We start from the raw sequence: 19,846 nt of genomic DNA, 5'->3' as shown, positions 1-19,846 counted from the left end.
GCCGCAGCTTAGTACGTTTCGAGGTGCAGGCGGCCTTCGCGCTTCAGGGCAGCGCCGACGGAGTCCCAGTCGAGCCCCGCTTCCTTCGCCACGTCGCGCAGTGCGAGCACCACGCCCTCTTCCATGCTCTTGAGGCCACACACGTAGAAGTGGCTGCTGCCGTCTTTCAGCAGTGCGGCCAAGTCGGCGGCGCGTTCGCGCATCAGGTCCTGCACGTAGCGCTTGGGTTGCCCCGGCGTGCGCGAGAACGCGAGGTTGATGTCGATGAAGTCCTTGGGCAGCGACTGCAGCGGGCCGAAATACGGCAGCTCCTGCTGCGTGCGGGCGCCGAAGAACAGCATCAGCTTGCCGCCTTCGAACTTGCCGCTCTTGCGCAGCCGGCGGCGCCATTCGGTCATGGCGCGCATCGGCGCGCTGCCGGTGCCGGTGCAGATCATCACGATGTGCGACCTGGGGTGGTTCGGCATCAGGAACGACGCGCCGAAGGGCCCCACCACCTGCACCGTGTCGCCCACCTTCAGGTCGCACACGTAGTTGGAGCACACGCCGCGCACCGGCTCGCCTTCATGGTCTTCGGTCACGCGCTTCACGGTGAGCGAGACGTTGTTGTAGCCGGGCCGCTCGCCGTTGCGCGGGCTGGCCACCGAGTACTGGCGCGCATGGTGACGCTTGCCGATGGCGTCAACGCCAGGCGGCACGATGCCGATCGACTGGCCTTCGAGCACCGGGAATGGCAACACGCCGAAGTCGAGCACGATGTGATGCGTCTCGCTGTCGAAGCCCGCCTCGGTGCAGTTGAAGTTGCCCACCACGGTGGCGGTGGTCGGCGTCTTCGGCGGAAAGAGATTGGTGTAGGCGTGCGCAGCCGACCAGGGCGGCACGGTGGCGCCGTACTGCGCGGAGTTGAAGGCCGGCTCGACGGATTCGACTGCAGCCTGGGCTTGCGCCTGGGTTTGCTCAGGCGCGGCGGCATCGCCAGCGGCTTCGGCAGACACGCCGGCCGCTTCCAGTTCTTCGGGCGAGAGCTCGGCGGGCAGCGATTCCCAGGTGAGCTGTTCCTCGATCGTGTACGCGCGCACCAGCGGCATCGTGCGCCAGTTGTCGATCGAGCCCGTCGGGCACGGCGAGATGCAGGCCATGCAGCCGTTGCAGACGTCGGCTCGCACGACGTAGTTGTTGTCGTCGTGCGTGATCGCGTTGACGGGGCAGGTGGCCTCGCAAGTGTTGCAGCGGATGCAGATCTCGGGGTCGATCAGGTGCTGCTTGATGACCCCGGCTTCAACGGCCATGTCCATGTTGTTCTCCATCCCCTCGCCGTGGGGACGAGGGATTCATATCCAGGCGCTCAGCCGAAACGCACGTATTCGAAGTCCACGGGCTGGCGATTGATGCCCATCACCGGCGGCGAGATCCAGCCTGCGAACTTGCCCGGCTCCACCACGCGGCCCATCAACGATGCCACGAAAGCGAAGTCTTCGGCGCTCGGCAGCCATTCGTCGCGCTTGGCGGCCCATTCCACGTCGTTCACCACGCGGCCTTCCGGCGACATCTTGATGCCGGCGAGCGCGCCGATCTGGCGGTTGAAGGCCTTGTGCGGCACCACCAGGCGGGTCGGGATGCCGGCCTTTTCCAGCACCTTGTTCCAGCGGCCGACGCCGGCCACCGAGTCCTTGATGAAGTCGTCGCGCAGCACTTCGTTCAGTGCATTGAGCATCGGCACGTCTTTCTCGACGAGCTGGCCTTCCTTCACTTCGAGCACCTTGTAGGTCTGGCCCTTGAGGATGTGATCGTCCGTGCGCTTGCCTTCTTCGTAGCGGCCCTTCAGGCCCGAGCTGTAGAAGATGGCGGCGTTGCTCGACTGGTCGGCGCCGAACAGGTCGATGGTCACGCTGTAGTGGAAGTTCAGGTAGCGCTGGATGGTGCCCAGGTCGATGCAGCCCGCGGCGCGCACCTTCTGCGCGTCATCGGTCTTCAGCTCGTTCATCACCTGAGCGGTGCGCGCGATGACGCGCGACACGCCGCTTTCGCCCACGAACATGTGGTGCGCTTCCTCGGTCAGCATGAACTTCGTGGTGCGCGCCAGCGGATCGAACGCGCTTTCGGCCAGCGCCGAAAGCTGGAACTTGCCGTCTCGGTCGGTGAAGTACGTGAACATGAAGAACGCGAGCCAGTCGGGCGTGCGCTCGTTGAACGCACCCAGGATGCGCGGGTTGTTCTCGTCGCCCGAGGTGCGCTGCAAGAGCGCCTCGGCTTCCTCGCGCCCGTCGCGGCCGAAGTGCTTGTGCAGCAGATAGACCATCGCCCACAGGTGGCGGCCTTCTTCCACATTGATCTGGAACAGGTTGCGCAGGTCGTACATGCTTGGCGCCGTGAGGCCCAGATGGCGCTGCTGCTCGACCGATGCGGGCTCGGTGTCGCCCTGCGTCACGATGATGCGGCGCAGGTTGGCGCGGTGTTCGCCGGGCACGTCCTGCCAGGCCTTCTCGCCCTTGTGGTCGCCGAAGTGAACTTCGCGGTTGGCGTCGCCCGGGTTCAGGAAGATGCCCCAGCGGTAGTCGCGCATCTTCACGTGGCCGAACTGGGCCCAGCCCTGCGGATCGACGCTCACGGCCGTGCGCAGGTACACCTCGTGGTTGGTGGAGCCTTCGGGGCCCACGTCGTCCCACCAGTTGATGAAGTTGGGCTGCCAGCCTTCGAGCGCGCGCTGCAGCGTGCGGTCTTCGCCGAGGTTGACGTTGTTGGGGATCTTCTCGCTGTAGTTGATCGTGCTCATCGTTGTTCCTTGGGTTGTGCGGACTGTCAGCTCAAACGCGGTTCATGTCGAAGCCGGCCTTTTCGCCGGTGCCGTAGACCTTGAGCGCACCCTTTTCGCCGACGGCGTTGGGGCGGTTGAAGATCCAGTTCTGCCAGGCGGTGAGCCGGCCGAAGATGCGGGTGGCCATGTTCTCCTTGCTCGCGAAGCGCAGGTTGGCTTCGAGGCCGGTGAGCGCGTCGGGCGACATGGCGGCGCGCTCCTCGATGACGATGCGGATCTCGTCGTCCCAGTCGATGTCGTCGGGTGCGGCGGTGACCAGGCCGAGCTTCAGCGCTTCGTCGGCGTCGAGCGCCTTGCCTGCGGCGGCGCGCGCGGCTTCGAGCGGCGCGGCCTCTTCATAGAAGCGGCGCTGCAGGCGGCTCTGGTCGTTCACCATCGGGAAGAAGCCGAAGTTGAACTCGTCGAGCGTGAGCTTGGGTGCGCGGTCGGCATCGTCGGGCAGCGCAAGCATGTACGTGCGGTCGGCGGCGAAGGCCAGCTCGGCCAGCGTGCCGGCAAAGCACGAACCTGCCTCGACCAGCGCGAACAGGCTGCGCGAAGAAACATCGAGGCGTGCCAGCGTGCGACGCAGCGCACCGATGGTTTCGCGCACCAGCCAGTGGTCCTTGTTGGCAAGCATCACGGCGTCCGACGCGAGCACGGCGGCGGCATCGCCTTCGGTCTTGAGCAGCCAGGTGCCGGTGTCGAGTTCGTTGGTGCGCAGGTTGAGGATGGCGTCGTCGAGTTCGCGGCACATCGCGAGCGGCCACCAGGCGGCGCCTGCGGCTTCGATGGCGGCGATGTCGGCCGGCTGCGCGCCGGTGGGCGCCTTGACGGTGATCGTGGCGGTGCGCTTGCTGCGGTCGATCTGCACGTTGACGTGCGAATAGGCGATGCCGTCGGCGCTGTCGGTGCGCTCGAGGCGGGTCAGGGCCACGCCCTTGCCGCCGGCGGGGCGGTCGCTGCCTGCGGCGAGCTGCGAAGCACGGTCTTGCACCGCAGCGGCGAACTGCGCGGGCTTGGCCACGGCGTCGACCAGGCGCCAGTCGACCGCGCGCTGGCCGCGCACGCCTTCGACGCTGGTGCAGAAGATGTCAGCGAGGTCATGGCGCACGTGGCGCTTGTCGGTCACGCGGGTCAGGCCGCCGGTGCCGGGCAGCACGCCGAGCAGCGGCACTTCGGGCAGCGACACGGCGGAGGAGCGGTCGTCCACCAGCAAAATCTCGTCGCAGGCCAGTGCCAGTTCGTAGCCGCCGCCCGCGCAGGCACCATTCACGGCCGCGAGGAACTTCAGGCCCGAATGCTTCGAGGAGTCTTCGATGCCGTTGCGCGTCTCGTTGGTGAACTTGCAGAAGTTGACCTTCCACGCATGGCCCGAGACGCCGAGCATGAAGATGTTGGCGCCCGAGCAGAAGATGCGGTCCTTGCCGCTGGTGACGATCACGCTGCGCACTTCGGGGTGCTCGAAGCGCACGCGGTTGAGCGCGTCGTTCAGCTCGATGTCCACGCCCAGGTCGTAGCTGTTGAGCTTCAACTTGTAGCCGGGGCGGATGCCGCCGTCTTCCGCAATGTCGAGCACGAGGCGCGCGATGGCACCGTCGAAGCTCAGGGACCAGTGGCGGTATTGGCCGGGCTCGGTGCGGTAGTCGACGCGCGGGGGCGCCTGGAGCGTGGTGGTGTCGGTCATGCGGAAGTCTCCTGTGGGGCAGTGTTCGGAAACCGTGAACAGGAAAGATAGTGCACTTTCTTGCTCCGATGACATGCATCATGCTGCATGCAAATAGGCAAGTCAATGCCTAGTGCACTTTTTTTCAGATTTCAGGCGCCTAGACCAGTCCCATGGACTGCCGGGCGACGGAGCGCAAGGCCTGGAAGCTCTGCGACAAAGTCCTGCCGCTGGTGTCCACCGACAGATCGGCCTTCGAATAAAAGGCGGCCCGGCCGTTCAGGATGCGGCGCAGGTCTTCCATCGCTTCCTTGCTGGCGGCCATCGGGCGGGTGTCGCCCTGCGCGGCCACGCGACCCATGTGCTCCTCGGGCGCGGCCTGCAGCCACACGGTGGTGCAGTGCGCGAGCAGTTCGTTGAAGGTGGCCGGGTCTGACACGATGCCGCCGGGCGTGGCGATGACCACCTCGCTGTAGATCTGCACAGCCTCCTCGAGCGCGCGGCGCTCGTAGCGACGGTAGGCGTTGGTGCCGTACAGGTCGTGGATCTCGCGCACGCTGCAGCCGGCGAGCTTCTCGATCTCGCGGCTCAGCTCGATGAAGGGCAGCTCCAGGTCTTCGGCCAGCATCTGCCCCAGCGTCGACTTGCCCGCGCCGCGCAGCCCCACGAGGGCGATGCGCCGGTGCCGCGCCGGGTCGACCGAGGCGGTGCCCAACAGCTCGCCGAGCGCCACGCGCACGCGGCGCAGGTCGGCTTCGCTGCGGTGCTCGAGCAGTTCGCGGATCAGCAGCCACTCGGGCGAGCTGGTCGTGACGTCACCCACCAGTTCGGCCAGCGAGCAGTGCAGCGCACCGGCCACCTGCTGCAGCACCAGGATCGACGCGTTGCCGATGCCGTATTCAAGATTGGCCAGGTGGCGCTCCGACACGTCGGCCGAAATAGCCACCGCCTTGCGCGTGAGGCCGCGCTGCGCGCGCAGGTTGCGCACGCGGTCACCCAGCGCCACCAGCAGCGGATTCTTCGCCTCCCCTGCGACGGCGTGGCCCTGGGCACCGTTGCTGCCGTTGCCGCTTTCCAGCGCGGCGGCCAGCCCCGCGTCTACATGCTCATTCATGCAATTCCTCGTTCTTCGCCGGGATTGTGCGCGCTCAGGGTAAACACCATAGATGCACTATATTGCTTGACACTCATTGTCTCGATGCTTATTGTTCGGCCACACGCAAGATACTGCACGCGCAGTGATCCTGCAAGGTAGTTCCAAAGTTCGAGGCCCCACGATGTCCGACAGCAGCACTCCCGCCACCGGCAAGGAAGCATTTCACCAGCTGATCGCCGGCCTGACCGCCGAGATTGCCAGCAGGCCGCTCGACGGCACGCTCGACCAGTGGCTCAACGCCACCCACGGCGCGGGCAGCGCCAGCTTCGAACAACTGCGCCAGGCCTGCATCGGCGGCGTCGCCGAAGGCTGGCTCTGCGAACGCGAAGGCGGCGGCATCAGGTACGGCCGCGTCTTCAAGGCCGAAGACGCGCTGCATCGCTTCTCGGTCGACGTGGTCGACATGAAGGACATCGCCGGCCCGCACCACACGCATCCGAACGGCGAGATCGACCTGATCATGCCGCTCGACGACAGCGCCGCCACCTTCGACGGACGGCCCGCGGGCTGGTGCGTCTACGGGCCCGGCACCGCGCACCGCCCGACCGTGGCCAGTGGCCGCGCGCTCGTCCTGTATCTGCTGCCCGAAGGGCAGATCAAGTTCACCGTATGAAGCACTCCCCCAGGCTTGCCCACTTCGTGTGGCCGCCAACCCCCTCGCCGGGGGCAACACCAGCGGCCCGGCAAAGCCGGTTCCGCGGTGTTCCCCGAACCTGCCCACGTTGAGACCCATCGAATGACCGAGCTCCTTTCCAACTACGTCGCCGGCCGCTGGCAAAGCGGATCGGGCGCCGGCACGCCCCTGTTCGACCCGGTGCTGGGCACCGAACTCGCGCGCGTCGATGCCACCGGCATCGACCTGCCCGCGGCCTTTGCCTTTGCACGCGAACAGGGTGGCGAGGCGCTGCGCGCCCTCACCTACCGCCAGCGCGCCGCCTTGCTCGCAGCCGTCGTGAAGGTGCTGCAAGCCAACCGCGACGCGTACTACGAGATCGCCGCCGCCAATTGCGGCACGGTGAAGAACGACTCGGCCGTCGACATCGACGGCGCGATCTTCACGATCGGCCAATACGCGAAATGGGGCGACGCACTGGGCGACGTTCGCGCGCTGCGCGACGGCGAAGCCGTGAAGCTCGGCAAGGAACCGGTGTTCCAGTCGCAGCACCTGCAGGTGCCAACACACGGCGTGGCGCTGTTCATCAACGCCTTCAACTTCCCCTCTTGGGGCTTGTGGGAAAAGGCTGCGCCCGCGCTGCTGTCGGGCGTGCCCGTGATCGTGAAGCCCGCCACGGCCACCGCCTGGCTCACGCAGCGCATGGTGAAGGACGTGGTCGATGCAGGCGTGCTGCCCACTGGCGCGCTCTCCATCGTCTGCGGAAGCTCGGCCGGCTTGATGGACGCGCTGCAGCCCTTCGACGTGGCCTCGTTCACCGGTTCGGCCGAGACGGCCGCAGTGATCCGCTCGCACCCCGCCGTGGCCGAGCGCTCTGTGCGCGTGAACATCGAGGCCGACAGCCTTAACAGCGCCCTGCTGCTGCCCGGCGCCGCACCCGGTAGCGAGGCCTTCAACCTGCTCGTGCGTGAAGTGGTGCGCGAGATGACGGTGAAGTCAGGCCAGAAATGCACGGCCATCCGCCGCATCCTGGTGCCAGCCGAGGTGTACGACGCGGCGGCCGAAGCCATCGGCGCCAAGCTCGCGGGCATCACGGTCGGCAATCCGCGCAACGAGAGCGTGCGCATGGGTTCACTCGTGAGCCGCGCGCAGTTGAACGCAGTGCGTGAAGGCCTCGACGCACTGGCCGCGCAAACAACTGTGCTGCACGATGGCCGCAACAAGCCGCTGATCGACGCCGACCCGAACATCGCCGCCTGCATCGGCCCCGTGCTGCTTGGCGCGCGCGATGCAGATGCAGCGCAGCGCGTGCACGACGTGGAAGTGTTCGGCCCCGTGGCCACGCTGCTGCCCTACCGCGACCTCGCGCACGGCATTGCGCTGGCGCATCGCGGCCAGGGCTCGCTCGTCACCTCTCTATATGGCAGCGACGACGCAGCTCTGGCGCAAGTCGCGCTGTCGGTCGCGTCGAGCCATGGCCGCGTGCACGTCATCACCCCCGAAGTGGCACAGGCCCATACCGGCCACGGCAACGTGATGCCGATGTCGCTGCATGGCGGCCCCGGCCGCGCGGGCGGCGGTGCAGAGCTCGGCGGGCTGCGAGCGCTCGATTTCTATCACCGCCGCAGCGCGGTGCAGGCGAGCCCCGGCGTCATCGCCGCGCTCGGCCTCTAGAACAAGAACACGGCCGAAGGAGACAAGACCATGACCCTGCCCACACGATTCAACTTCGCCGAGCATCTGTTCGCCCTCAACCGCGGCCGCGCCGAACGCACCGCCTACATCGACGACCGCGGCACGCTGAGCTACGGCCAGCTCGAAGACCGCGCGCGCCGCCTGGCCGCCGCGCTGAAGGCAGCCGGCATCCGCCGCGAAGAGCGCGTGCTGCTGCTGATGCTCGATGGCAACGACTGGCCTGTGAGCTTTCTCGGCAGCCTCTATGCCGGCGTCGTGCCGGTCGCTGTCAACACGCTGCTCACGCCCGACGACTACGCCTACATGCTCGACCACAGCCGCGCGCAGGCGGTGCTGGTGTCGGGCGCGCTGCTGCCCACGCTGCAGGAGGCGATGGCGCGCGGCGGCCATGAAGTGCACACGCTGATCGTGTCGCAGCCCACGGGCGCCCTGCCTGACGGTGCGAAGGAATTCAATGCCGCGCTCGCCGCCGTCGAGCCCCTGGCGTCGCCCGTGACAACCGCTTCCGATGACCCGGGTTTCTGGCTGTACTCCTCCGGCTCCACCGGCAAACCCAAGGGCACGGTGCACACGCACGCCAACCTGTGGTGGACGGCCGAGCTCTACGGCAAGCCCGTGCTCGACCTCACCGAGAACGACGTGTGCTTCTCGGCCGCCAAGATGTACTTCGCGTACGGCCTCGGCAATGCGCTGACCTTCCCGCTGTCGGTCGGCGCTACCGTGGTGCTGATGGCCGAGCGACCCACGCCCGACGCCACCTTCCGCCGCTGGGTGGAGCACAAGCCCACAGTGTTCTTCGGCGCGCCCACGGGCTTCGCGGGCATGCTCGCATCGCCCAAGCTGCCTGCGCGCGAAGCGGTGGCGCTGCGCATGTGCTCATCGGCCGGTGAAGCCTTGCCGGGCGAGATCGCTCAGCGCTTCAAGGCGCACTTCGGCTGCGAAATCATCGACGGCATCGGCTCGACCGAGATGCTGCACATCTTCATCTCCAACCGCCCCGGCGACATCCGCTACGGCACCACCGGCAAGCCGGTGGACGGCTACGAGGTCGAGTTGCGCGGCGAAGACGGCCGCCCGGTGTCCGACGGCGAAGTGGGCGACCTCTACATCCGCGGCCCCAGCTCGGCCCTGATGTACTGGGCCAACCGCGAGAAGTCGCGCGAGACCTTCCAGGGCGGCTGGACCAAGAGCGGCGACAAGTACACACGCGACGCGGATGGCTACTTCACCTACGCCGGCCGCAGCGACGACATGCTCAAGGTCAGCGGCATCTACGTGTCGCCCTTCGAGGTCGAGGCCACGCTGATGCAGCACCCGGCCGTGCTCGAAGCGGCAGTCATCGGCAAGGAAGACGCCGAAGGGCTGACCAAGACCAAGGCTTTCGTGGTGCTGAAAGACGGCAGCGCGGCAACCGAGGAAGAGCTGAAGGCCTTCGTCAAGGAACGCCTCGCGCCATATAAATACCCGCGCTTCCTGGAGTTCGTGAGCGAGCTGCCGAAGACGGCGACCGGCAAGATCCAGCGCTTCAGGCTGCGCGAGCGCGAGAAGCAGGCATGAGCACGCCCGAGTTCGCCGCCATCGACTGGCGCGGTCGCACTGTGCGCATCGAGTGCCAGTGGATTGCCCCTGAGCGCACCGACGCTCCGCTCATCGTGTTCCTGCACGAAGGCCTCGGCTCCGTCGCCATGTGGAAGGATTTCCCCGCGCGAGTCTGCGAAGCCGCCAGCGCGCGAGGCCTGGTCTTCTCGCGCCCCGGCTACGGCCGCTCCACCCCGCGCGCCGACGACGAGATCTGGGACGTCGACTTCATGCACCGCCAGGCGCACGAAGTGCTGCCCGCCCTCTTCACCGCGCTGGGGCTCGGCGATGAAAAGCTCTGGCTCTTCGGCCACAGCGACGGCGGCTCGATCGCGCTGCTGTACGCCTCGCGCTTTCCCGAAAAAGTCGAAGGCCTGATCGTGCTCGCTCCGCATATCTTCGTGGAAGACAAGACCGTCGCGAACATCGAGATCGCCCGCACCGCGTACCTGGGCACCGATCTGCCGAAGAAGCTCGGCCGCTACCACGACAGCGCCGACTCCGCCTTCTGGGGCTGGAACCGCATCTGGCTGCACCCGCCCTTTCGCGACTGGAACATCGAGGCGGAGCTCGACACCATCCGCTGCCCCGTGCTTGCCGTGCAAGGCATCGACGACGAGTACGGCACGCTTGCGCAGATCCGCGGCATCGCCGCGCGCGTCAGTGGTTGCGAGCTGCTCGAAATCCCTGAATGCGGGCATTCCCCGCATCGCGATCAGCCGGATCGTGTCATCGTCGCGGCCACTTCTTTCATCACCAAAAACAGGAGACAGACACCATGACCATTCCCACCTCCGTGCGTACAGCCCGACTGGCCCTCACGGCCATCGCTTTCGCCGCGCTGGCCTCGGCCGCCGGCGCCCAGGGCACCGGCAAGCTCAAGGTCGGCCTGATGCTGCCCTACAGCGGCACCTACACCGCCCTGGGCGTGGCCATCGAGAACGGCTTCAAGCTCTACGTCGACGAGCAAGGCGGCAAGCTCGCCGGCCGCGAGATCGAATACTTCAAGGTCGACGATGAGTCCGACCCCGCCAAGGCCACCGACAACGTCAACAAGCTCATCAAGCGCGACAACGTCGACGTGATCGTCGGCACCGTGCACTCGGGCGTCGCGATGGCCATGGCCAAGGCCGCCAAGGAAAGCGGCACCGTGCTGATCGTGCCGAATGCCGGCGCCGACGCCGTGACCGGGCCGATGTGCGCGCCCAACATCTTCCGCAGCTCGTTCAGCAACTGGCAGCCGGCCTTCGCCATGGGCGAAGTGGCGGCCAAGCAGCAGGGCAAGAAGAAAGCGATGACCATCACCTGGAAATACGCTGCCGGCGACGAGTCGGTCAACGGCTTCAAGGAAGGCTTCGAGAAGAACGGCGGCAAGGTCGACAAGCAGCTCACGCTGCCCTTCCCCAACGTGGAGTTCCAGGCGCTGCTGACCGAGATCGCGGCGGCCAAGCCCGATGCGGTGTACGCCTTCTTCGCGGGCGGCGGCGCGGTGAAGTTCGTGAAGGACTACCAGGCCGCAGGCCTGAACAAGACCATTCCTCTGTACGGCCCCGGCTTCCTGACCGACGGCACGCTCGATGCGCAGGGCGAATCGGCACAAGGCATGCTGACCACGCTGCACTACGCCGACGGCTTGAACACCGCGCGCGACAACGCCTTCCGCGTCGGCTATGCCAAGGCCTTCAAGCTGCAGCCCGACGTGTACGCCGTGCAGGGCTACGACGCGGCGCAGATGCTGGGCGTGGGCCTTGCCGCCACCAAGGGCGACATCGGCAAGAAGGCCGAGTTCACGGCCGCCATCGAGAAGGCCAGGATCGACAGCCCGCGCGGCACGTTCACGATGAGCAAGTCGCACAACCCGGTGCAGGACATCTACCTGCGCAAGGTCGAGGGCAAGGAAAACAAGCTGGTGAGCACGGCCATCAAGGGACTGGCCGACCCAGCCCGCGGCTGCAGGATGTAAATAGGCTCACCCCCAGGCTTCGCTCACTTCGTGTGCTGCGCCAACCCCCTTGCAGGGGGCGACACCTGCGGCCCGGCAAAGCCGGTTCCGCGGTGTCCCGCGCAGTGCATTCCCATTGAACAACGATCCCGCCCAGAGAGAACCTCCTCGTGGATTTCGGCACCTTCCTGGTCCAGTGTCTGAACTCGGTTCAGTACGGACTCCTCCTCTTCCTGGTGGCCTCGGGGCTGACGCTGATCTTCGGGATCATGGGCGTCATCAACCTCGCCCACGGCAGCTTCTACATGATCGGCGCGTACATGGCGTTCGCGCTCGCGCCGCTCTTCGGCGACCAGTTCCTGCTGATGCTGGTGGCCGGCGTGGTGCTGGCCGCCGTGTTCGGCTACCTGCTCGAATGGGCCTTCTTCAGCTACCTCTACCAGCGCGACCACCTGCAGCAGGTGCTGATGACCTACGGCTTGATCCTGGTGTTCGAGGAACTGCGCTCCATCCTGGTGGGCAACGACGTGCACGGCGTGAAGGTGCCCGCATGGCTCGACGGAAGCTTCGCGCTGGGCAACGTCATGAGCTACCCGTGGTATCGCCTCTTCGCCTCGGCCGCCTGCATCGTGCTGGCCGTGGGGCTGTACTGGGTGGTCAACCGCACGCGGCTGGGCATGATGATCCGCGCCGGCGCGAGCAACCGCGACATGGTGCGTGGCCTGGGCATCGACGTGAAGCGGCTCTACCGCATCGTGTTCGCGGCCGGCGTGGCGCTGGCGGCGCTGGCCGGCATGATCGCCGCGCCGATGTCCTCGGTGTACCCGAACATGGGTGCGAGCGTGCTCATCATCTGCTTCGTGCTGGTGGTGATCGGCGGCATCGGCTCGATCACGGGCGCGCTGGTGGCCTCGCTGCTGGTGGGCTTCGTCGACACCTTCGGCAAGGTGTTCTTCGCGGACCTCAGCGGCATCGGCATCTATCTTCTGATGGCCATCGTGCTCATATGGAAGCCCGAGGGGCTGATGGGGAGGCGGCCATGACAGCCATGAAAAAAAACGCCTTTCTCCTGCCCGTAGCCTGCGCGGTGGCCATCGGCATCGCCGGTCCGTTGCTGGGCAACTATGCGTCGGACTTCATCGTGAAGGTGATGATCCTGTCGATCTTCGCGCTGAGCCTGGAGCTGCTGGTGGGCATGACGGGTCTCGTGAGCCTGGGCCACGCGGCGTTCTACGGCATCGGTGCGTACATGACCGTGCTCGCCTCGGGCAGCGAGGGCGGCAACTTCGCGCTGCTGCTGCCGCTGGCCATGGGCGCGGCGGCGCTCTATGCGCTGTTCGTCGGCGCCCTGAGCCTGCGCACGCGCGGCGTGTACTTCATCATGGTGACGCTGGCCTTCGCGCAGATGGCCTTCTTCGTGTTCCACGACACCAAGGTCGGCGGCGGCAGCGACGGCATCTACATGTATGTACGCCCTGCCATCGGCGCGCTCGACATGGAGAACCGCACGGTGCTGTTCTACGTGGTGCTGGCGTCGCTGGTGTTCACCTACGGGCTGCTGGCACTCATTCGCCGCTCGCGCTTCGGCGCAGCGCTGGCCGGCATCCGCGTGAACGAGCAGCGCATGCGCGCGGCAGGGTTCGCGGTGTATGGCTACAAGCTCGCGGCCTTCGTGCTGGCCGGTGCGCTGGCCGGGCTCGCGGGTTTCCTGCTGGCCTCGCGCGACGGCGTGGTCAACCCGGAGCTGATGGCATGGCACAACTCGGGCGAAGTGCTGCTGATGGTGATCCTCGGCGGCCTCGGCCATCTGCGCGGCGCGGTGATCGGCGCCATCGCGTTCACGCTGCTGAAGGAAATCTTCTCGACGCATGCGGTGATGGGCCCGCTGGCGGACCACTGGCAGCTGACGCTGGGGCTGACGATCATCGTGTTCGTGGCGCTGCTGCCCAAGGGGCTGATCGGCCTGGTCCAACGCCTGTCGCCGAAGGGGGCCGCATGACGACCGCACTGCTTTCCGTCGAGGGCCTCACGCGCCGCTTCGGCGGCCTCACGGCCGTCAATGCCGTCACGCTCGACCTGCACGTTGGCGAAGTCCATGCGGTGATCGGCACCAACGGCGCGGGCAAGTCGACGCTGATCAACATGCTCTCCGGCGAGATCGAAGCCTCCGAAGGCCGCATCGCGCTCGACGGCGTGGACATCACCGGCCGCGCCCAGTCGAAGCGTGCGCGCGACGGCGTGGGCCGCAGCTACCAGCGCACGACCATCTTCCCGGAGTTCAGCGTGCACGAGAACTGCCGGCTCGCCGCGCAGGCGGCCACGCCCAAGCCCTGGGCGTTCTGGCAATCGTCGAAAGATTGCGCCACCAGCAACGCATCGGCCGACGCGGCGCTCGAAGCTGCCGGCCTCGCCCATGAAGCGGGCCGCATCGCCGGCACCATGAGCCACGGCGCGCAACGCCAGCTCGAAGTGGCGATGTGCCTGGCGACCAACCCGCGCGTGCTGCTGCTCGACGAGCCGCTCGCCGGCATGGGCGCGGAGGAAACCGACCGCATGCTCACGCTGCTCGCGCGGCTGAAGGCCACGCATGCCATCCTGCTGGTGGAGCACGACATGGACGCGGTCTTCCGCATTGCCGACCGCATCACGGTGATGGTGAACGGCACCGTCATCGCCACAGGCAACCCCAAAGAGATTCGCGAGAACCCCGAAGTGCGCACCGCCTACCTCGGAGAAGACCACTGATGCTCATCGTCCGCGACCTCAACACCTACTACGGCAACAGCCACATCCTGCGCGGCGTGCACGCCGGCATTCCGGCGGCCACATCGGTCGGCCTGCTCGGGCGCAACGGCATGGGCAAGACCACGCTGATCCGCACGATGATGGGCTACGTGCGCCCCGCCTCGGGCGAAGTGCAGGTCGACGGCCGCACCGTCACCGGCCTGCCGCCCGAGAAGATGGCGCGGCTGGGCATCGGCTACGTGCCCGAGGGCCGCGGCATCTTCCCGAACCTGTCGGTGCGCGAGAACCTCGTGATGAGCGAACGCGCCGGCATCGACGGCCGGCGCGAGTGGACCTTCGACCGCGTGATGGCCACCTTTCCGCGACTTGCCGAGCGGCTGTCGCACGGCGGCCAGCAGCTGTCGGGCGGCGAGCAGCAGATGCTGTCCATCGGCCGCGCACTCATGACCAACCCGCGCCTCCTGATACTCGACGAGGCCACCGAAGGCCTGGCGCCGCTGATCGTGGCCGAGATCTGGCGCGTGATCGGCGAGATCCGCGCGACCGGCATCGCGACGCTGATCGTGGACCGCGACTACCGCAAGGTGTTGGCGCACACCGATCTTGCGGTGGTGATGGAGAAGGGACAGATCGTGCGGCACGGAGCCTCGGCCGATCTGCTGGCCGAGCCGCAGGCGCTGGAAGAACTGCTGGGCGTGTAGAAGGGGTGCGCCCGCATGCGGTTGCGGCTGACGCAGTGAGCAATCAGGCCACGCGCTGCTTGAGAACTGCCGGTTCGATGGCCGGCGCTGGCCAGAGCTGCAGGTGGTAGCGATCGCCGCCTTCCAGTCCGTCTTCGGAAAGCGTGTCCAAGCCCGCATAGCAGGCACGCAGCCTGTAGGTTCCGGGCGCAACGGGGATGCGCGCTGCATCGGGAAAGTAGTCGGTACAACCGGCAATGACCAGGTTGGCGCTCTGCGTCACCAGCGTGCATTCGACGACATGCTCCCACTGATCGAGATCGAGCGGGCTTTCCGTATCGAGGATCTCGACGGTGACGGGCACGTCCATGTTGCGAACGGTGCCGATGCCGACGACGCCGGCTTCGGTCGCAAGCATGCGTTCCACGGCTTCGTCTGTCCACGCATCGGAGAGGTCGCCATCCGCGGCCTCGTCCTGGATGTAGAACTGGAAGTAGTCGGCAAAGATGCTGAATTCATGCATGGGGCGTACTCCGATTCCCTTTTGCTATTCGATGAAGCGCCGCAGCCCTTCAAGATCGATCACGGTGATGCCACCGTACTCGATCCGCAGGAAGCCCGCTTCCTTCAGCCGGTTCAGCGCCGCATTGCACCGCTGACGCGACACGCCCGAGAGATTCGCAATCTCCTCCTGCGAGGTCTGCAGGTGCGGCTCGCTGCCCGGATGCAGCCACGGGTGGAACAGCCCCGCCAGCGCGCGCGCCACCTGGCTGTCGGCATCGAGCAGCCGGTGCGCCGCGTAGTTGCCCATGAACCAGTGCAGCCGCTCGTTGATCTGCTGCAGCAGGAAGTGGTCGAAGCCGCGCTGCGTGCGGTGCAGCCACTCGAAGGTTTCGAGCGGCAGCTGCGCCACGCGGCTCGGGCGCAGCGCGATGATGTCGGCCGAGCGCGGCAGCGCCCGCAGCAGCGTGCCTTCGCCGAACCAGCTGCCGACCGAGAGCCCGCCGAAGGTCACGGAGCGTCCGTCGCTCGAGGTGATCGACCACTTGAGCAGCCCTTCGAGCGTGCCGTACCAGTGCAGCGGCGTGTCGCCGCGCCGGCACAGCGCGGCACCCGCGGCCACGTCGACCTCGCGTATCTCGTCGAGCACGCGCTCGCCCGCCGCCACGTCGAGCAGCGGGAACCAGGCCGAGCCCTGGAGCAACTGGGGAATCGTGAGCGATGCCGCCTGGATGGCGGGCCTGGTCGTGGGCATCTTCTTTTTACTGCGCGCCCTTGAGCTGTTGCAGCTCGGCCTGCGCTTCACGCAATTTTTCTTCGCGGTCTGCGATCTTGTCGGCACGGCCCTTGTGCTGGGCCTCGCGCAGGTCACTCTCGCGTTCTGCCACCTTGCGTTCCTGGCTGCGAATGCGCCGCTGATGCTCTGCCGCCAGCTTCGCGTCGCTGCAGGTGCGGCGCACTTCGCCCAGCGCCTTTTCGAGCCCGCGCACGCGCTGCTTCTGGCCCTTGGCCTTGGCCGCCTCGATGTCGCGGCCAATGGCCTCGCGCTTGGCTTCGCAAGTGGTGGGGTCTGCCGGTTGCGCGAGCGTCCAGGTCGAGGTCAGCGCGGCCGCGGCGGCCAGGAGGATGGGCAGTAGTCTCATTGGTTCTCCTTGATGCGCGCAATGGCGCTGGGGCGACTTTAGCGTTTGGCGCAGCGTAAACCCTGCCCCCAAATGTCGTCGCGATGACTGAGTGCAAATGCGCTCCAAAAAATAATGACGCGCCCCCATGAAAGACACCAGGAGTCCCCGAGCATGTCGAAGCGCAAAGTGATCGTGACCATCGCCCCCACCGGCGGCATGGCGCACAAGTCGCAGAACCCCCACCTCCCCACGCAGCCCGCCGAAATCGCTGCCGACGTGCTGCGCTGCTGGAACGCCGGCGCCAGCGTGGTGGCCATCCACGCGCGCCGCCCGGACGACGGCGCCACCTGCAATGCCGACGTGTACCGCGACATCAACAGCCGCATCCGCGCGGGCGGCAGCGACATCGTCATCAACAACTCCACTGGTGGCGGCGTGCACGGCGACATGGTCAAGCCGCTGGCCGGCGAGCGCTGGGAGATCGCGTGGGAAGAGCGCATCAAGGGCATGGACGCCGGCGCCGAGATGTGCACGCTCGACGCGACCACGCTCAACCTGAGCTTCGAAGGCAAGCAGATCCTGATGGACACGCCCATCACCCGCGGCCGCGAACTGGCCGCCGGCATGAAGGCGCGCGGCATCAAGCCCGAGTGGGAGGTGTTCAGCCCCACGCACATCCTGCAGGACACGACCACGCTGATCCAAGAGGGTCATGACGACGAGCCCTACTTCATCAACCTGGTGATGAACGTGCACCGCAACTTCCAGAACGCGATGCCCTACTCGCCGCGCTTCCTGCAGATGATGGTCGACATCCTGCCCAAGGGCAGCATCTTCTGCGTGAGCGGAATCGGCCCCTCGCAGCTTGAAGCCAACGTGGCGGCGCTGCTGCTGGGCGGCCATGCGCGCGTGGGCCTGGAAGACAACCTCTACTTCCGCCAGGGCGAGCTGGCCACCAACGTGCAGCTCACCGAGCGCATCGTGCGGGTGATACGCGAGCTCGACATGGAGGTGGCCACGCCAGCCGAGGCGCGGCAGATGATGGGCCTGCCGCGCGTGGGCACGCCACGGCCCGAGTTCGCGCTGGGCTGACGACGAAGAAGAACCAGAACAACGAACGAACGGAGACAAGCACATGAACATTTCCCGCACCGCCCTGGCCCTCGCCCTGGGCACGGCTTTCGCAGCAAGCGCCTCTGCCCAGGTGTCCGACGACACGATACGCATCGGCTTCATCAGCGACATGTCGGGCATCTACCGCGACTACGACGGCCCGGCCGGCGCAGAGGCCATCCGCATGGCCATTGCCGACATGGGCGGCGCCATCGGCGGCAAGAAGATCGAGCTGGTCACGGCCGACCACCAGAACAAGCCCGACATCGCCGCCGCGAAAGCACGCGAGTGGTTCGACGTGCAGAAGGTCGACATGCTGATCGCCGGCGTCAACTCGGGCGCGGCCATTGCGATGGCTGGCGTGGCAGCCGACAAGAAGAAGCCGTACTTCGTGGTGGGCTCGGGCGCGTCGAGCCTCACCAACGAGTACTGCTCGCCTTACACGGTGCACTACGCCTACGACACGGTGGCCATGGCACGCGGCACTGCGAGCGCGGTGGTCAAGGCTGGCGGCAAGAGCTGGTACTTCGTGACGGCCGACTACGCCTTCGGCGCGGCGCTGCAAAACGACGCGGCCAAGATCGTGCAGGCCAGTGGCGGCACGGTGGCGGGCTCGGTGAAGCATCCGCTGGGCGCGAGCGATTTCTCGTCGTTCATGCTGCAGGCGCAGGGTTCGAAAGCGCAGGTGCTGGCGCTGGCCAATGCGGGCGGCGACACGGTCAACGCCATCAAGTCGGCGGCGGAGTTCGGCATCAGCAAGAACATGAAGCTGGCCGGCATGATCATCACCATCAACGACGTTCATGCGCTGGGCCTGAAGAGCTCGCAGGGCATGTACCTCACCGACAGCTGGTACTGGAACCAGAGCCCCGAGGCGCGCGAATGGGCGCGCCGCTTCTTCGACAAGCACAAGCGCATGCCCTCCTCCTTCCATGCCGGCGACTACTCGGCCGCGCTGCAGTACCTGCAGGCCGTGAAGGCCGCGGGCAGCGACGATGCCGACAAGGTGATGGCGCAGTTGCGCAAAACGAAGTTCAATGACATGTTCGTCAAGGGCGGCTGGCTGCGCGACGACGGGCTGATGGTGCACGACATGCACCTGATGCAGGTGAAGACTCCGGCCGAGTCGAAAGAACCATGGGACTACTACAAGGTGGTCGAGCCGATCCGCGGCGAGGCCGCATGGACCACGAAGACAGAAAGCCGCTGCGCGCGGTGGAAAGCAGCATGAGCACATCTTCTGTTTCGAGCGTGAAGCGCGTGGCGGTGGTCGGCACCGGGGTGATCGGTGCGAGCTGGGTCGCGTACTTTCTCGCGCACGGGCTCGACGTGAACGCGACCGATCCGTCACCCGGCGCCGAAGACCGGCTGCGCGCTGCGGTGGCGCAGCACTGGCCCACGCTGGAGCGCTTCGGCCTGGTGCCGGGTGCATCGGTAGACCGGCTGCGCTTTCACGACAGCCTGGAAGACGCCGTTTCGGTGGCCGACTTCGTGCAGGAGAACGGCCCCGAGCGCATGGATTTCAAGATCGACCTGTTCCGCCGCATGGATGCGGCGGCGGCGCCGGAAACGACTCTTGCGTCGAGCTCGTCGGGCCTGGCGATCAGCGGCGTGCAGTCGGGGTGCGTGCATCCACAGCGCGTGGTGCTGGGCCATCCGTTCAATCCGCCGCACCTGATTCCGCTGGTGGAGGTGATCGGTGGCGAGCAGACCTCGGCCGAAGCCATCGAGCGCACGATGGCGTTCTACGCCGCCATCGGCAAGCGGCCGATCCACGTGAAGCGCGAGGTGAAAGGCCACATCGCGAACCGGCTGCAGGCGGCGCTGTGGCGCGAAGCCTTCCACCTCGTCAACGAAGGCGTGGCGAGCGTGGCCGACATCGACACGGCCATCGCGCACGGACCCGGCCTGCGCTGGGCGGTGATGGGGCCGTTCATGAACCTGCATCTCTCGGGCGGTGCGGGCGGTATCGAGCACGTGCTCGCGCACCTGGGTGGGCCGATCGAGGACTGGTGGAAGGACCTGGGCGCGCCGTCGATGACGGCAGATCTCAAGCAGAAAGTGACGCAAGGCGTGGCCGACGAACTGGGCTCACGCCGCACCAGCGACCTTGAAGCTGCGCGCGACACCCTGCTGTTAAACCTGATTCGCGCGAAGGCAGAGACCGGCAAGCTCGACTAGATGAAAGCTTGCTTTTCGATTTTTCGCGTTGTTCGTTCGGGGTGCGATCACGCCGACG

General features: G+C 66.7%; 19 protein-coding genes. 12 read left to right on the top strand and 7 right to left on the bottom strand.

Annotated elements, in window-relative coordinates; genetic code table 11:
* Window positions 1-8 precede the first annotated feature (8 nt).
* The 4 genes from boxA to BMW87_RS12420 all read right to left on the bottom strand — a co-directional run bounded on the left by boxA (window position 9) and on the right by BMW87_RS12420 (window position 5,574).
* On the bottom strand, window positions 9-1,295 hold the full coding sequence (boxA, locus tag BMW87_RS12435) for a benzoyl-CoA 2,3-epoxidase subunit BoxA (RefSeq protein ID WP_093076670.1): 1,287 nt from the start codon (window positions 1,293-1,295) through the stop codon (window positions 9-11).
* A gap of 50 nt (window positions 1,296-1,345) precedes the next feature.
* Window positions 1,346-2,773, bottom strand: coding sequence for a benzoyl-CoA 2,3-epoxidase subunit BoxB (gene boxB, locus BMW87_RS12430; protein ID WP_093057056.1), 1,428 nt, complete (start codon window positions 2,771-2,773; stop codon window positions 1,346-1,348).
* A 31-nt stretch (window positions 2,774-2,804) separates the two neighbouring features.
* Window positions 2,805-4,481: a 2,3-epoxybenzoyl-CoA dihydrolase gene (gene boxC / locus BMW87_RS12425; protein WP_093076555.1), complete on the bottom strand. Its 1,677-nt coding sequence runs from the start codon at window positions 4,479-4,481 to the stop codon at window positions 2,805-2,807.
* 139 nt (window positions 4,482-4,620) lie between these two features.
* The gene (locus BMW87_RS12420; RefSeq protein ID WP_093076554.1) at window positions 4,621-5,574 is read right to left on the bottom strand and encodes a helix-turn-helix transcriptional regulator; all 954 of its coding nucleotides are present in this window, start codon (window positions 5,572-5,574) and stop codon (window positions 4,621-4,623) included.
* Between the two features lie 163 nt (window positions 5,575-5,737).
* Between BMW87_RS12420 and BMW87_RS12415 the strand changes: the two genes are divergently transcribed.
* From BMW87_RS12415 to BMW87_RS12375, 9 genes are all read left to right on the top strand, one after another.
* Complete coding sequence (locus BMW87_RS12415; protein WP_093076552.1) at window positions 5,738-6,229, top strand: DUF4863 family protein; 492 nt, start codon at window positions 5,738-5,740, stop codon at window positions 6,227-6,229.
* Between the two features lie 123 nt (window positions 6,230-6,352).
* Window positions 6,353-7,903 (top strand): 3,4-dehydroadipyl-CoA semialdehyde dehydrogenase, encoded by a 1,551-nt coding sequence (locus tag BMW87_RS12410; RefSeq protein WP_093076551.1) that lies wholly within the window; start codon window positions 6,353-6,355, stop codon window positions 7,901-7,903.
* Between the two features lie 30 nt (window positions 7,904-7,933).
* Complete coding sequence (locus BMW87_RS12405; protein ID WP_093076549.1) at window positions 7,934-9,481, top strand: benzoate-CoA ligase family protein; 1,548 nt, start codon at window positions 7,934-7,936, stop codon at window positions 9,479-9,481.
* Window positions 9,478-10,284: an alpha/beta fold hydrolase gene (locus BMW87_RS12400; RefSeq protein ID WP_093076547.1), complete on the top strand. Its 807-nt coding sequence runs from the start codon at window positions 9,478-9,480 to the stop codon at window positions 10,282-10,284. Before BMW87_RS12405 ends, BMW87_RS12400 begins: the two co-directional genes overlap by 4 nt.
* Complete coding sequence (locus BMW87_RS12395; RefSeq protein WP_093076546.1) at window positions 10,281-11,465, top strand: ABC transporter substrate-binding protein; 1,185 nt, start codon at window positions 10,281-10,283, stop codon at window positions 11,463-11,465. The genes BMW87_RS12400 and BMW87_RS12395 overlap by 4 nt, the downstream gene beginning before the upstream one ends.
* 149 nt (window positions 11,466-11,614) lie before the next feature.
* Complete coding sequence (locus BMW87_RS12390; RefSeq protein WP_093057064.1) at window positions 11,615-12,487, top strand: branched-chain amino acid ABC transporter permease; 873 nt, start codon at window positions 11,615-11,617, stop codon at window positions 12,485-12,487.
* 5 nt (window positions 12,488-12,492) lie between these two features.
* Window positions 12,493-13,443 (top strand): branched-chain amino acid ABC transporter permease, encoded by a 951-nt coding sequence (locus BMW87_RS12385; protein WP_371258807.1) that lies wholly within the window; start codon window positions 12,493-12,495, stop codon window positions 13,441-13,443.
* Window positions 13,440-14,189, top strand: a complete 750-nt coding sequence (locus BMW87_RS12380; protein ID WP_093057066.1) for an ABC transporter ATP-binding protein — start codon at window positions 13,440-13,442, stop codon at window positions 14,187-14,189. Before BMW87_RS12385 ends, BMW87_RS12380 begins: the two co-directional genes overlap by 4 nt.
* Window positions 14,189-14,890 carry an ABC transporter ATP-binding protein gene (locus tag BMW87_RS12375; protein WP_093076543.1) on the top strand — a complete coding sequence of 234 codons (702 nt, stop codon included), beginning with the start codon at window positions 14,189-14,191 and terminating at the stop codon, window positions 14,888-14,890. The genes BMW87_RS12380 and BMW87_RS12375 overlap by 1 nt, the downstream gene beginning before the upstream one ends.
* 43 nt (window positions 14,891-14,933) lie before the next feature.
* Here the strand turns inward: BMW87_RS12375 and BMW87_RS12370 are convergent, their stop codons facing one another.
* Genes BMW87_RS12370 through BMW87_RS12360 form a run of 3 tightly spaced genes read right to left on the bottom strand, consistent with a single transcriptional unit; the run spans window position 14,934 to window position 16,512 of the window.
* Entirely contained in the window at window positions 14,934-15,392 is a 459-nt protein-coding gene (locus BMW87_RS12370; protein ID WP_093076541.1) for a hypothetical protein, read from the bottom strand.
* 24 nt (window positions 15,393-15,416) lie between these two features.
* On the bottom strand, window positions 15,417-16,124 hold the full coding sequence (locus BMW87_RS12365) for a Crp/Fnr family transcriptional regulator (RefSeq protein ID WP_093076540.1): 708 nt from the start codon (window positions 16,122-16,124) through the stop codon (window positions 15,417-15,419).
* A 7-nt stretch (window positions 16,125-16,131) separates the two neighbouring features.
* Window positions 16,132-16,512 carry a DUF1090 domain-containing protein gene (locus BMW87_RS12360; RefSeq protein WP_143062577.1) on the bottom strand — a complete coding sequence of 127 codons (381 nt, stop codon included), beginning with the start codon at window positions 16,510-16,512 and terminating at the stop codon, window positions 16,132-16,134.
* A gap of 153 nt (window positions 16,513-16,665) precedes the next feature.
* Here BMW87_RS12360 and BMW87_RS12355 point away from each other — a divergent pair, with 153 nt between their 5' ends.
* From BMW87_RS12355 to BMW87_RS12345, 3 genes are read left to right on the top strand one after another with little or no spacing between them, the layout of a single operon-like run.
* Complete coding sequence (locus BMW87_RS12355) at window positions 16,666-17,586, top strand: beta-keto acid cleavage family enzyme (RefSeq protein WP_093076537.1); 921 nt, start codon at window positions 16,666-16,668, stop codon at window positions 17,584-17,586.
* Window positions 17,587-17,629: 43 nt separating this feature from the next.
* Window positions 17,630-18,838: an ABC transporter substrate-binding protein gene (locus tag BMW87_RS12350; RefSeq protein ID WP_093076535.1), complete on the top strand. Its 1,209-nt coding sequence runs from the start codon at window positions 17,630-17,632 to the stop codon at window positions 18,836-18,838.
* Window positions 18,835-19,788: a 3-hydroxyacyl-CoA dehydrogenase NAD-binding domain-containing protein gene (locus tag BMW87_RS12345; RefSeq protein ID WP_093076668.1), complete on the top strand. Its 954-nt coding sequence runs from the start codon at window positions 18,835-18,837 to the stop codon at window positions 19,786-19,788. The genes BMW87_RS12350 and BMW87_RS12345 overlap by 4 nt, the downstream gene beginning before the upstream one ends.
* Window positions 19,789-19,846 lie beyond the last annotated feature (58 nt).

Origin of the sequence: Variovorax sp. OV084 (assembly GCF_900111625.1) — a bacterium.
Lineage (GTDB): Bacteria > Pseudomonadota > Gammaproteobacteria > Burkholderiales > Burkholderiaceae_C > Variovorax.
Note: the sequence above shows the minus strand (reverse complement) of the source record. Positions and strands in the feature narration are given on the sequence as shown.